Annotated in this window: 14 protein-coding genes; 7 read left to right on the top strand and 7 right to left on the bottom strand. The window is 63.1% G+C overall.

Going from position 1 to position 13,221, the window contains the following annotated elements:
- Window positions 1-25 precede the first annotated feature (25 nt).
- From J2X43_RS01790 to J2X43_RS01760, 7 genes are all read left to right on the top strand, one after another.
- Complete coding sequence (locus J2X43_RS01790; protein ID WP_310290416.1) at window positions 26-796, top strand: GntR family transcriptional regulator; 771 nt, start codon at window positions 26-28, stop codon at window positions 794-796.
- Entirely contained in the window at window positions 793-1,629 is an 837-nt protein-coding gene (gene kduI / locus J2X43_RS01785) for a 5-dehydro-4-deoxy-D-glucuronate isomerase (protein WP_310290413.1), read from the top strand. Before J2X43_RS01790 ends, kduI begins: the two co-directional genes overlap by 4 nt.
- A gap of 4 nt (window positions 1,630-1,633) precedes the next feature.
- Window positions 1,634-2,389: a 2-dehydro-3-deoxy-D-gluconate 5-dehydrogenase KduD gene (kduD, locus tag J2X43_RS01780; RefSeq protein WP_310290410.1), complete on the top strand. Its 756-nt coding sequence runs from the start codon at window positions 1,634-1,636 to the stop codon at window positions 2,387-2,389.
- Window positions 2,390-2,437: 48 nt separating this feature from the next.
- Window positions 2,438-3,121, top strand: a complete 684-nt coding sequence (locus J2X43_RS01775) for an amino acid ABC transporter permease (RefSeq protein WP_112516446.1) — start codon at window positions 2,438-2,440, stop codon at window positions 3,119-3,121.
- A 7-nt stretch (window positions 3,122-3,128) separates the two neighbouring features.
- Complete coding sequence (locus tag J2X43_RS01770; protein WP_112388859.1) at window positions 3,129-3,782, top strand: amino acid ABC transporter permease; 654 nt, start codon at window positions 3,129-3,131, stop codon at window positions 3,780-3,782.
- The gene (locus J2X43_RS01765) at window positions 3,766-4,494 is read left to right on the top strand and encodes an amino acid ABC transporter ATP-binding protein (RefSeq protein WP_112538745.1); all 729 of its coding nucleotides are present in this window, start codon (window positions 3,766-3,768) and stop codon (window positions 4,492-4,494) included. Before J2X43_RS01770 ends, J2X43_RS01765 begins: the two co-directional genes overlap by 17 nt.
- A gap of 62 nt (window positions 4,495-4,556) precedes the next feature.
- Window positions 4,557-5,354 carry a transporter substrate-binding domain-containing protein gene (locus tag J2X43_RS01760; RefSeq protein ID WP_310290404.1) on the top strand — a complete coding sequence of 266 codons (798 nt, stop codon included), beginning with the start codon at window positions 4,557-4,559 and terminating at the stop codon, window positions 5,352-5,354.
- Window positions 5,355-5,397: 43 nt separating this feature from the next.
- Here the strand turns inward: J2X43_RS01760 and J2X43_RS01755 are convergent, their stop codons facing one another.
- From J2X43_RS01755 to J2X43_RS01725, 7 genes are all read right to left on the bottom strand, one after another.
- The gene (locus tag J2X43_RS01755; RefSeq protein WP_310290402.1) at window positions 5,398-7,086 is read right to left on the bottom strand and encodes an ABC transporter ATP-binding protein; all 1,689 of its coding nucleotides are present in this window, start codon (window positions 7,084-7,086) and stop codon (window positions 5,398-5,400) included.
- Window positions 7,083-8,027, bottom strand: a complete 945-nt coding sequence (locus tag J2X43_RS01750; RefSeq protein ID WP_112388863.1) for an acetamidase/formamidase family protein — start codon at window positions 8,025-8,027, stop codon at window positions 7,083-7,085. The genes J2X43_RS01755 and J2X43_RS01750 overlap by 4 nt, the downstream gene beginning before the upstream one ends.
- A gap of 69 nt (window positions 8,028-8,096) precedes the next feature.
- Window positions 8,097-9,716, bottom strand: coding sequence for an ABC transporter substrate-binding protein (locus J2X43_RS01745; protein WP_112388864.1), 1,620 nt, complete (start codon window positions 9,714-9,716; stop codon window positions 8,097-8,099).
- 25 nt (window positions 9,717-9,741) lie between these two features.
- The gene (locus tag J2X43_RS01740) at window positions 9,742-10,662 is read right to left on the bottom strand and encodes an ABC transporter permease (protein ID WP_112538741.1); all 921 of its coding nucleotides are present in this window, start codon (window positions 10,660-10,662) and stop codon (window positions 9,742-9,744) included.
- Window positions 10,659-11,507, bottom strand: coding sequence for an ABC transporter permease (locus J2X43_RS01735; protein ID WP_112388866.1), 849 nt, complete (start codon window positions 11,505-11,507; stop codon window positions 10,659-10,661). The genes J2X43_RS01740 and J2X43_RS01735 overlap by 4 nt, the downstream gene beginning before the upstream one ends.
- Window positions 11,507-12,088: an ANTAR domain-containing protein gene (locus tag J2X43_RS01730; protein ID WP_112388867.1), complete on the bottom strand. Its 582-nt coding sequence runs from the start codon at window positions 12,086-12,088 to the stop codon at window positions 11,507-11,509. Before J2X43_RS01730 ends, J2X43_RS01735 begins: the two co-directional genes overlap by 1 nt.
- Window positions 12,085-13,218 (bottom strand): transporter substrate-binding protein, encoded by a 1,134-nt coding sequence (locus tag J2X43_RS01725; RefSeq protein WP_310290395.1) that lies wholly within the window; start codon window positions 13,216-13,218, stop codon window positions 12,085-12,087. Before J2X43_RS01725 ends, J2X43_RS01730 begins: the two co-directional genes overlap by 4 nt.
- Window positions 13,219-13,221: the final 3 nt, after the last annotated feature.

The raw sequence follows: 13,221 nt of genomic DNA, 5'->3' as shown, positions 1-13,221 counted from the left end.
CGATTGAAACTGGGGCCGGGACGCGATGAGCGAGACCCGCAAGAAGCGCTCGCTCGCCGGCGTCACCCATCTCTCGCATCAGCGAGCCGCCGCGCCACGTGCCGCGACGCTCGTCTACAATGCGCTGCGCGACGACATCATCTCGCTCCGCCGCAAGCCGATGGATCTCCTGAACGAGAAGGAACTCGAGGCGCAGTTCGGCGTCAGCCGCACGCCGATCCGCGAAGCGATCCTGCGTCTGTCGGACGATGGTCTGGTCGATGTCTTTCCGCAGTCCGGAACCTTCGTATCCCGCATTCCGCGCCATGCGCTCTACGAGGCGATCCTTGTGCGCAAGGCGCTTGAGGACACCACCGTCTCGATCGCCGTCGAGAAGATGACCCCTGCCGGTCTGCGTCTGCTGGAGCGTAATCTTGCCGATCTCAGCGCCTGCGTGCGCGACGACGATGTCGCCGCTTTCCATGTGGTCGACAACGATTTCCACAAGCTGATCAGCGATATCGCTGGCTTTCCGGGCATCTGGGCGATCATCCAGCAGGTCAAGGTTCATTCCGACCGTTACCGCCTGCTGACCCTGCCTCAGGAAGGGCGTCTCGCCCGTGTCATCGAAGAGCACTCCACCGTCATCGACTGCATGAAGGCAGGCGACAAGGCGGGTGCTGCCTCGGCAATGGGCTTCCATCTCGGCAAGCTGCTCGGCGAAGTCGAGAAGGCCGAAATCTGGGATCCGAACTATTTCATCGAGGATGCGAAATCTCCCTTGGCATCCGCTGATCAGAAGGGAAAAATTCAATGAAGATCGACGTCCGCCATGCTTCGCATCCGGAAGCCGTCCGTGGTTACGACACCGATACGCTGCGCCGCCATTTCCTGATCGAGACCGTTTTCGAAGGCGGTGACATCAGGCTGACCTACTCGCATTATGATCGTATGGTGATCGGTGGCGCCACGCCCCTTGCTGCTGCGCTGGTCCTTGGTGCACCGAAGGAAATCGGTCAGGAGACGTTCCTTGCCGAGCGCGAACTCGGCGCCCTCAATGTCGGCGGTGCAGGCAGCGTCACCGTTGACGGCAAGCGCCACGATCTCGCCAAATATGATTGCCTGTATGTCGGCAAGGGCGCCAAGGACGTCAGCTTCGAAAGCGCCGATGCGGCAAGCCCGGCCAAGTTCTACCTGGTCTCGACGCCGGCGCACCAGACCCATCCGACGGTTCTCCTGACCCGCGACAAGGCGCGTCATCTGACCCCGGGGGAAGCAGCGACCGCTAACAAGCGCTCGATCTACCAGTTCATCCACCCCGAAGTCTGCCAGTCCTGCCAGCTGACGATGGGCTTCACGATGATCGATGCGGGCAGCGTCTGGAACACCATGCCGTCACATACCCACGACCGGCGCATGGAAGCCTATCTCTATTTCGATCTCGAAGCCGATCAGCGCGTCTTCCATTTCATGGGCGAGCCGCAGCAGACCCGCCACATGCTGGTGGCCAGCGAGCAGGCGATCATCTCGCCGCCCTGGTCGATCCATTCGGGTGCCGGCACCAAGAACTACAGCTTCATCTGGGCGATGGCCGGTGACAACAAGAGCTTCACCGATATGGACCATATCGCCATTGCGGATCTGAGGTAGGACGATGGCCAATCCCTTCGATCTCTCGGGCCGCACCGCCGTCGTCACCGGCGCCAATACCGGCATCGGCCAGGGCATTGCACTGGCGCTGGCCGAGGCCGGTGCCGCAATCGTCGCTGTCGGCCGCTCGTCGATGGACGAGACCGAGGCGCTCGTTAGCAAGGCGGGTGTCCGCTTCCACGCCATCAAGGCCGATCTCGGCAGCATCGCGCCGGTCAAGGATATTGTCTCGGAGACGGTCTCGACCTTCGGCAGCCTCGATATTCTGGTCAACAATGCCGGGATCATCCGCCGCGCCGATGCGGTGGATTTCACCGAAGAAGACTGGGATGCGGTCATCGACACCAATCTGAAGACCGCCTTCTTCCTGTCGCAGGCGGCCGGCCGTCACATGATCGAGAAGGGCCGCGGCAAGATCGTCAACATCGCGTCGCTGCTCTCGTTCCAGGGCGGCATCCGCATCCCGTCTTACACCGCTTCGAAAAGCGGGCTTGCCGGCATTACCCGGCTGCTCGCCTGCGAATGGGCGGGCAAGGGCGTCAACGTGAACGCGATCGCGCCCGGCTATTTCGTCACCAACAACACCACGGCGCTGCGCGACGATCCGGATCGCAGCGCTGCGATCCTTGCGCGTATTCCGGCAGGCCGTTGGGGCACGCCGGCCGAACTTGGCGGGGCCGCCGTGTTCCTGGCATCGGCCGCATCCGACTATGTCCACGGCACCGTGATCCCCGTCGATGGTGGTTGGCTGGCGCGCTGAACGAATGAGTGAATTCGCGTCCGTTCGCGGGCCGCGTCTGGAGGAGACATGCAGTACCAGTTCGATTTTGCGGCGCTGATGCCTTATTGGCAGGATTTCCTGTCGGGCGCGCTGACGACGATCGAGATTACCGTGTTTTCGGTGATCATCGGGCTTGCGATCGGCATCGCCTGTGCCATCGCGCGCCGGTCCGATGTGCCGCTGCTGCGCACGGTCGTCGGCATCTATATCGAAGCGGTGCGCAATACGCCGTTTATCGTGCAGATCTTCTTCATCTTCTTCGGGCTGTCGTCCATCGGTTTCCGCCTGCCGATCCTTGCCGCCTCCGTCTTCGCGATGGTGATCAATGTGGGCGCCTATACGGCAGAGATCGTGCGCGCCGGGATGGATTCCATCCATCCGAGCCAGATCGAGGCGGCCGAAGCGCTTGGCCTTTCGAAACTGCAGATCTATCGCGACATCATCCTGCTGCCGGCGATCGAGCGCGTCTATCCGGCGCTGTCGAGCCAGTTCATCCTGATGATGCTCTCGACCTCGATCTGCTCGCAGATTTCGGCCGAGGAACTGACGGGCGTTGCCAACAACATCCAGTCGAACACCTTCCGGTCGCTCGAGACTTATTTCGTCGTGGCGCTTCTCTATATCGCCATCACCTATCTGATGCGTGCCGCCTTCTTCGGACTCGGCCTCATTGCATTCCCGCGCCGCCGCCGGCTCGGGCTCGGCGTGTGAGGTGACGATGCTAGGAGCTTTCTCGACCAATCACCTGATCTACCTGCTGGATGGCCTGCTCTGGACGATCGTGCTGTCGGCGCTCGCCTTCATCCTCGGTGGCATCGCCGGCTTCTTCGTCATGCTGGCACGCATCTCGCGTTTCCGCTGGCTGCGGCGCACCGCGCTCGTCTACATCCAGATCGTCCAGGGCACGCCGCTCTTGATCCAGATGTTCCTGCTCTATTTCGGTCTCGGCGTTTTCGGCATCTCGGTGCCGCCGCTAGCCGCGGCCGGTCTCGGCATGATGGTCTATTCGAGCTCCTATCTCGGCGAGATCTGGCGTGGCTCGGTGGAATCGATCGCCAAGACCCAGTTCGAAGCTGCCGAATGCCTGGGTCTGACCCGCTGGCAGGCGCTGCGCGACGTCATCCTGCCGCAGGCGCTGAAGATCGCCACGCCGCCGACGGTCGGCTTCCTCGTGCAGCTCGTCAAGAACACCTCGCTTGCGTCCGTCGTCGGCTTCCTGGAGCTGACGCGTGCGGCGCAGGTCATCAACAACTCCCTGTTCCAGCCGTTCCTGGTCTTCGGCGTCGCAGCGCTCTTCTACTTCTGCGTCTGCTATCCGCTGTCGGTCTGGAGCCGTTCGCTTGAGAGGAAACTCAATGTCGGCCGCCGTTAAGCTCACCAATGTCGTCAAGCGCTTCGGCGCCCTGGAGGTGCTGAAGGGCGTCTCCTTCGAAATCAACGCCGGCGAAGTCGTGGCGCTGATCGGCCAGTCCGGTTCGGGCAAGAGCACGGCGCTGCGCTGCATCAACCGGCTGGAGACGATCCAGGACGGCACCATCGAGGTCTGCGGCCACCGGGTCGAGGATCCGAAGCTCGATCTGCGCTCGCTGCGCCGGGATATCGGCATGGTGTTCCAGAGCTACAATCTCTTCCCGCACATGACGGTGGCCGAAAACATCATGCTGGCGCTGCGCCGCGTGAAGTCGATGCGCAAGGATCAGGCCCGCGAGATCGCCACCGAGGTTCTGGCCAAGGTCGGCCTGTCGGAAAAGATCGACAACTATCCGGAACAGCTTTCCGGCGGACAGCAGCAGCGCGTGGCGATCGCCCGCTCGCTCGCCATGCAGCCGAAGGTGATGCTGTTCGACGAGGTGACCTCGGCGCTCGATCCGAAACTGACGGGCGAAGTGCTGCGCGTCATGGAAGATCTCGCCCGCGGCGGCATGACGATGATCGTCGTAACCCACGAGATGGGCTTCGCCAAACGCGCCGCCAACCGCGTCATCTACATGCATACCGGCAAGGTCTGGGAGACGGGAGGGGCAGACATCCTCTCCAATCCCCAAACGCCGGAACTGAAGGAATTCATGGCTGAAGAGCTCTGAATTCAAGGAGGAGTACCTGCACGCATGCGCGCAGGGTCGGGTAAACGAGAGAGGAGACTCATATGCCGACGACAATGATTTCGAAACTGGCACTCATCGCAGGCGCAAGCCTGCTGGCCTTCGCATCGGCCGCTAATGCCGATGTGCTCGACAACATCAAGAAGGCCGGAAAAGTGCGCATCGCGGTTGCGATGGGTATTCCGGAATATTCCTTCGTCGACGAAAACCTGAAGCCGACAGGCTCCGACGTCGAAACCGCAAAGCTGATCGCCAAGGATCTCGGCGTCGAGCTGGAACTGGTGGAAATCACCAACGCTGCCCGCGTTCCCTCGGTCCAGACGGGCAAGGCCGACATGGTCGTCTCCTCGCTCGGCATCACCGAAGAGCGCAAGAAGGCGATCGATTACTCGGTTCCCTACGCAACGCTGGCGCTCGTCGTTGCCGGTCCGGCTGACGCCGCGATCAAGGACTATGCCGATCTCGACGGCAAGCGCATCGGCGTGACGCGCGCCACCACCAACGACCAGGACATCACGGCCAAGGCTAAGGGTGCCGACATCGTTCGCTTCGAAGACGATGCAACACTGATCACCTCCGTCGTCTCCGGCCAGGTCGATATTCTCTCCAGCCAGTCGGCCGTCATCAACGGCATCAACAAGAAGATGACCGCCAATCCGCTGCAGATAAAGTTCACCCAGAAGGAAACCAACCTCGGCATCGGTATACCCAAGGGCGAAACGGCGCTGAAGGGCTGGCTCGATGGTTGGGTGAAGACCAATTTCGACAACAAGGTGCTGCGCGATATCTATCGAAAGTTCCACAATGCCGAACTGCCTGACGATCTGACCTCGCGTCAGTAAGCATCAAAAAGAAACGCCGGGGCTTTGCGGCCCCGGCGGGTTTTCAAGCGAGCGCCTGCGCTCGCTTCTGATAGACCTCGGGATCGGGGATTGGCACCGCGGCGATCAGCGCCTTGGTGTAGTCGTCCTTCGGGTTCTCGAAGATTTCCCGCCGCGTTCCCGTCTCGACGATCTTGCCGCCGCGCATGACGGCGACGTTATGCGACATACGCTCGATCACAGCCATGTCATGCGAGATGAAGAGATAGGCAAGCCCCATCGTCTCCTGCAGCTCCAGCATGAGATCGAGTACCTTGGCGCGGACGGAAACGTCGAGTGCTGCCACGCTTTCATCGGCAACGATCACCTTCGGGCCAACGGCAAGTGCCCGGGCGATGCAGATGCGCTGGCGCTGGCCACCCGAGAATTCGTGCGGATAGCGGGTTGCCGCATCCGGCGTCAGGCCGACGCGGCGCAGCAGTTCCGCGACACGATCCTGCCGCTCGCTCTTGTTGCCGATGCCGTGGATGAGCATCGGTTCGGCGATGGCGGGGCCGACGGCCATGCGGCTGTCGAGCGAGGCATAAGGATCCTGGAAGATCATCTGCGCCGAGCGGCGAACCGGGCGCATTTGGCGCTGCGTCAGGCCGGCAATGTTCTGGCCGTCGATCAGCACGCTGCCGGTGAAGGGAATGAGGCCGAGCACGGCCTTGCCCGTCGTTGACTTGCCGGACCCGCTTTCGCCGACGAGGCCGAGCGTTTGACCCGGCATCAGGTCGAAGGAGACGCCGCTGACGGCCTGCACCTGTGGCTTGCCCTTGAAGAACCGTCCCACCGGGCTGCCATAGTGAACGTCGAGATCGCGAACGGCGATCACGGGTGCAGCACCGGTCCGCTCGGGCTCGATCTTGCGTGGCGTCACGCGCGGCGGGCCATCGGTGCCGGCAAGTGCGCCGAGGCGCGGCACGGCGGCGAGCAGCTGCTTGGTGTAGTCTTCCTGGGGACGGTTGAAGATCGCGAGCGATGGACCTTCCTCGACGATCCGGCCGTTCTGCATGATCAGCACGCGATCGGCCATTTCGGCGACCACGCCCATGTCATGGGTGATGAGCACGATCGAGGTGCCGAACTCGGCCTTCAACTCGCGCATCAGCTTGAGGATCTGCGCCTGAACCGTGACATCGAGCGCCGTCGTCGGCTCGTCGGCGATCAGCACCTTCGGCTGGCAGGAGAGCGCCATGGCGATCATCACGCGCTGGCGCATGCCGCCTGACAGCTCATGCGGGTATTGCTTCAGCCGCCGCGCCGGATCGGTTATCTGCACCGCATCCAGCATCTTCAGCGCCGTCGCCTCGGCATTCTCGTTGCCCTGGTGCTCGCGGATCGCCTCGGTCAGCTGTGCGCCGATCGACATGACCGGGTTCAGCGAGGTCATCGGTTCCTGGAATACCATGGCGACATCGCCGCCGCGCACGCTGCGCATGGCGCGGTTCGAGAGCGTCAGCAGGTCACGCTCGCCGAGCAGGATGCTGCCGGAGGTGACGCGCAGCGACGCCTTCTGCAGCAGTCCCATGATGGCAAGCGAGGTCACCGATTTGCCCGAGCCGGATTCGCCGGCGATACAGAGCGTTTCGCCGCTTGAGAGGCTGAAGCTGATATCCCTGAGGACAGGCTTCAGCCCTTCGGGCGTGCGCGCATCGACGCTGAGATTGCGGACGGAAAGGACCGGCGCTGTAGTGGTGGGCAATGTCACGAGAATACGATCCTCGGGAAGTAGAAGGAGACCACCCAGTTCGGCATATCGACGATTTCGCTGATGCGCAGGTCGCCGCAGACCGAGCAGAGCATATAGGCATCGACAGGGTTGAGGCCGTGTTCGACCGTCAGAAGATCGATCATCCGCATGACGGCTTCGCGTGCACCGGTCATCAGATCGGGGCCGATGCCGGTCGTGACTTCGTAGCCCATGCCGTCGAGGTGGCGGGTGACCGGTTCCGTCGTGGTGAAGCGCGGCGACTGCAGCCGGGCGTCCTTGACGAGCTCGATCGTCGCCTCGACATTCATCTGGCTTTCGATCGCCGTGCCGCAGACTTCGCCGTCGCCCTGGGCGGCGTGCGTATCGCCGATCGAGAACAGTGCGCCATCGACTTCGACGGGCAGGTAAAGCGTCACGCCGGCGGTCAGGTCGCGGATGTCCATATTGCCGCCGACGCGGCGGGGCGGGACGACGGAATGGGTGCCGGGCTCTGCCGGAGCTACGCCGATCGTACCGGCAAAGGGCTTCAACGGCACACGGCCGCCGGGGCCGAAGAGCGCCGGAACCATGCTGTTGGCGTCATAGGACCAGACATGCAGCGCCGGTTCCTTGAACTGGTCGGCGAGCAGGCCGAAGCCCGGAATATTGGCCGTCCAGCCGACGCCCGACGGAATGAATTTGCGCAGCGTCACCTTCAGCGCATCGCCGGGTTTCGCGCCCTCGACATAGACAGGGCCGGAAACCGGGTTGATCTTGCCGAAATCGAGATCGCGCAGCGTATCGAGGGTCGCATCGCGGCCGAGCTGGCCGCCCGAGGAATCCATGCATTCGAAATGGATCGTCTCGCCCGGCTTGGCGACGACAGCCGGGGCAAAATCCTTGTTCCAGCCGAAATTGTGCTGGGCGCGGTGAATGGTGTGGGTGCAGGCAATGCACATCTTGTGTGTCTCCCTCGTTCTTATGGCGCCCTCCCGGCCGGGGCCGGGAGGGCGTTCACCCGCCAGGGCTTATTGGTTGACGTAGATCGCGTCGTAATTGATGACGCGCGTCGGATCGATATAGACGTTGTCGGCGCCGCCCATGCGGAGCGACTTGGCAACGACGCGGCGCTCGTTGATCACCGGAACCCACGGCGCATCGGCCATGATGTCGGTGAAGATCTTGCCCCAGGCAGCGGTGCGTTCAGCACCCTTGGCCGGGTCGGACATCGAGTCTGCCGCGACAGCGCGGGCATCGAGATCCTTGTTGCAATACCAGGACCAGTTCCAGCCACCGGCAACCGCACCCGAGCAACCCAAGATCGGGCCGTAGAAGTTGGACGGATCCGGGAAGTCGGCGATCCAGGCCATGCCGCCCGACCAGATCATCGGCGCTTCGCCTTCGGTGCCACCCGCCGAGATGACGTTGGCCTGTGCCAGCGCACGCACCTCAGCCTTGATACCGACGGCGGCCAGATCCTGCTGGATCGCCTGGGCGATACGCGGCTGCGGATCGGTGTTGGTGGAGTAGAGGGTCGTTTCGAAACCATCCGGGAAACCGGCTTCGGCGAGCAGCGCCTTGGCCTTGGCAACGTCGTAGGTATAGCCGGTGAAGGACTTGTCATAGCCCGGCATCAGCGGCGGCAGCGGCTGGTTGGCAGGCGTTGCGCGGCCGTTCAGGATGCGGGTGATGCGGTCCTTGTTGACGGCCATGTTGACAGCCTGGCGAACCTTGACGTTGTCGAACGGCTTCACCTTGGTGTTGAGCGTGATGTAGCCGGTGTGGAGCTGCGCACCATCGACGATCATCTTCGCGCCATCGGCGGAGTTCTTGATCTCGAGGAACTTGGCCGGCGGAATGCCATCGCCGGCGATATCGACTTCGCCCTTCTGCAGGCGCAGCAGTGCGACCAGGGGCTCCTGGCCGACTTCGACCGTGAAGCTGTCGACATGCGGGACGTCCTTGACGAAGTAGTCCTTGTTGCGCTCGAACACGAGCTTCTGGCCGATCGTCCAGTCCTTCAGGGTGAAGGTGCCGGAGCCGACGGGCTTCTTGCCGAAATCGCCGCCTGCTGCCTCGACAGCTTCCTTCGGAACGACGGAGGCGAAGTTGATGGCGAGAACGTGCAGGAAGGTGGCGTCCGGACGCGATAGCGTGAAGACGACGGTGCCTGCATCAGGCGTCTCGATGCCGGAAAGCGTTTCGGACTTGCCGCCCGTCACGTCTTCGAAGCCCTTGATGGCGCCGAAGAAGCCGGCGCCCGGGCCCTGCGTCTTCGGGTTGACGGCGCGTTCGATAGAATACTTGACGTCGGAGGCGACGACTTCGCGGCCGTTCGAGAATTTCACGCCCTTGCGGAGCTTGAACGTGTAGGTGAGGCCGTCATCCGAAACGGTGAAGCTTTCGGCCAGCGACGGAACGAGGTTCGGTGTGCCCGGCTCATAGTCCATCAGGCGCGAATAGAGGCTCTTGATCATCGACCAGTTGACCCAGTCGTAACCGATGGCCGGGTCGAGGGTGGCGATATCGTCCTTGTAGGTGACGATAATGTCGCCGCCCTGCTTGGGTGCATCCTGTGCCATGACCGAGAGCGGCGCCAGCGCCACCACCGATGCCATGGTTGTCATTCGAAGCCAGCTTTTGAACATATTGGTTCCCCTTCTTTGGTTGCTGTCAACGTGTGCGGATACGCGGGTCGATGACCGGCGCAATGAGGTCGGCGAGCAGATTGCCGATGACGATGGCGAGCGCCGATGTCAGCGTCACGCCCATGATGATCGGGATATCGACCTGCTGGATCGCCTGCCAGGCGAGCTGGCCGATGCCGGGCCAGCCAAAGACGGCCTCGACCACGACCACGCCGCCCATGAACTGGCCAATATCGATGCCGATCATCGCGATGATCGGCAGGATGGCGTTGGGCAGCGCATGGCGGAAGATGATGCGGCGGGAGGAAAGTCCCTTGGCGCGGGCGGTGCGGACATAATCCTGATTGAGCACGTCGATCATCGCCGAGCGCACCATGCGGGCATACCAGCCGGCGCCGAGCACGCCGAGCGTGGTGGCCGGCAGCACGACATGGGCGAGCGTGCCGTAACCGCTCATCGGAAACCAGCCGAGCGTGACGGCGAAGACGTAGAGAAGCAGCAGCGCCACGACGAATTGCGGGGCCGAGACGCCGACGAAGGAGGCCATCATCACCAGACGGTCGACGAAGCCGCCGCGACGGATGGCGGCGATGGTGCCGAGCGTCAAGCCGAGGATGACTTCGACGACGATACCGGCGAGCATCAGGGTCAGCGTCGCCGGCAGGCGGGCGACGATCAGCGTCCAGACATCGGTCTTCTGCGCATAGGAGCGGCCGAGATTGCCGGAGAGCAGGTTGGTCAGATAGTGCCAGAACTGCACGAGGAGCGGCTGGTCAAGGCCGAGCTCATGGCGGATGTTGGCGACCGTCTGTGCCGTGGCGCTGCGCCCGGCGATCATCCGCGCCGGATCGGCGGGAAGCGCATAGAGCAGCACGAAGGTGATGGCGGCAACGCCGAGCAGGATCAGAAACGCCTGGGCGAGGCGGCGGAGAACGAGGAACATCAGTTTCTCCCCCGCTGCGTCGGGTCGAGGATATCGCGCAGCGCGTCACCGACGAGATTGAAGGACAGCGCGGTCAGCAGGATGACGATGCCGGGGAAGAACACCAGCCAGGGAGCCGCCTGGAAGTAGCTCTGGCTTTCGAAGATGATGTTGCCCCAGGAAGCCTGCGGCGGCTGCACGCCGATGCCGAGGAAGGAGAGCGTTGCTTCGAGCAGCACCGTGGTGGCGATGCCGAGCGTGCCCCAGACGATCGCCGTCGGCACCAGATGCGGCAGAATATGCATGAAGAGCACGCGCATGTGACCGGCGCCGAGGGAGCGTTCGGCCATGATGAAGTCACGCTCGGAGAGGCCGCGGGTCTCGGTATAGACGATACGGGCGACCTGCACCCAGTTCACCAGCGCGATAACCATCGCGACGATCCAGAGGCTGGGGCGCAGCAAGGCGGCGAGAACGATGGCGAGCAGCAGCGCCGGGAAGGCCATCATCAGATCGGTGAAGCGCATCAGCACATTGCTGGCGAAACCTTTCACATAACCGGCGATGATGCCGACGAAGAGGCCGATCGCCACCGCGATACCGTTTGCCACCAGGCCGATGACCAGCGAGGTGCGAGCGCCGTAGAGCAGGCGCGAGAACAGGTCTCGGCCGAGCGTGTCGGTGCCGAGCAGGAACTGCCCGCCGGGCGGTAGTGGCGCACCTTCGAGCGACAGCCCGTCGAACATCTGGTTGTCAGGGTCGAAGGGTGCAATCCACGGCGCGGCGATCGCCATGACGACGACGAGCAGGACGACCACGAGGCCGAACAGCGCCGCAGGCTGGCGCAGCATTTCTTTCAGCACGCGCATCAACCGGCCTCCGGCAGGGGCTCGGCACCGCCGACGATAAAGGCGGCGATCTGTTCCATCGGCAGACGGCGGCGCATGGCGCAATCGCGCAGGATAGCGTAGGCGCGTTCCTCATCGACCCGGTGTGCGGCCATCAGTTTTTCCACCGCGGCATGGACGAGAGGGCGAAGGCGTACACGCTCTTCGAGATATTGCAGCCGTTCGGCATTGTTCTTGCGTTCCTGATGAATAGAGACGGCCATGACGAGGGCCGGATAGACGGCGGACGTGGCGATCGGTTTGGCGATGATGGCACCGGCGCCCTGTTCCAGCGCCCAGGCAATGCGGCCCGGCGCTTCGGAGCCGAGAAGGGCGACGACGGGGCAGGCCGCAGCCGGATCCTTCCAGGGCAGCAGGTCATCCCAGCCCTGGTCTGCATCAACGATGACGAGATCGGGCAGGTCGGTCGCCGCAAGCGGGGCCCATTGCAGGCTGGTACGGATGCCGAGAAGCCGGAGCTGACGGATCAGTCTCTCTGTATTGCTGTCTTCGCGATGGATGATGGCAGCGTGCCAGCCGGTAAAATTCGGGGTTTCTCTCATGAGACCACCCGTAATTTCGGCGAGGCCGGCTTGTTGCGGCCGGTCAGATAGGGATCGGCAGCAAGCGGCGGCCGCGATGCCACGACGTCGAAGCCGTTTTCGGCATTGATCTGGCCGAGATGGAAGGGCAGCGGCGCATGATGGGTTTCACGGTCGATGGCGATCGAGCCGAACAAGCTCGGGCGCTGTGTGTCGTAGAGTTCGCGGCGCACGGCGGCCGGTTCGTCGCTGCCTGCGGCGATGATCGCATCGGCGCAGAGTTTGACCGCCGTATAGGCGCTGGCAAAGACGCTGGAGACACGGCGGCCTGCGCCATAGCGGGCCGCGACACGGATCTTGAAGGAGAGGTTTTCGGGCGTCGAGAGATTGTCGAAATAGGAGGCGGCGCAGAGCTGGCCGATTGCCTTGCCGGGTTCGATATCGGCAAGTTCGCATTCCATCAGGTCGCAGCTGACGACGGGGCAATTTTCCGGACGGAAGGCCGGATAGCGCTCGGCAAGCTTGCCGATCGCGGCAAGGAAAGCGTAGCTCGACGGACCAATCAGGTTGTTGAGGATGAAGCTCGGGCGGCGCTGCTCGATATCGGCAACGATGCGCTCGACCGCGGTTTCCTCCAGCGGCAGATAGCGTTCGCCAAGCACCTCGCCGCCGGCATTGGTGATCAGTTCGCGGGCCAGCCGGTTCATCTCCCAGCCCCAGACATAGTTGGCGCCGACGAGATAGGGACGGGCGCCGAAGCGCGGGATCAGATATTCGAACAGCGGGATCAGGTGCTGGTTCGGGCAGCCGCCGACATAGATGACGTTCTCGTTGGCCTCGAAACCCTCGTAGGGGCACATGTACCACAGCAGCCCGTCATGTTTTTCGACCAGCGGAATGACTTCCTTGCGGGCGGCAGAGGTGATCGTGCCGACGATATGACGGCAGCCGGCGCGCAGCAGCTGACGCGCGCCTTCCAGATAGGCGGCGAGATCGGCATGCGGGTCGAAGAAGACGGGCTCGATCCTCACCTGCCGGGCGGCGGAAATTTCCGCCAGCGCGAATTCCGCGCCGTCGCGCGCATCCCGTCCCATCGAGCCGTAAGGACCCGTGGTCGAGTAGAGAATGCCGATTTTCAGCGCGTCGGTCATGCG

It is taken from the genome of Rhizobium sp. BE258, from assembly GCF_031457345.1.
GTDB lineage: Bacteria > Pseudomonadota > Alphaproteobacteria > Rhizobiales > Rhizobiaceae > Rhizobium.
Note: the sequence above shows the minus strand (reverse complement) of the source record. Positions and strands in the feature narration are given on the sequence as shown.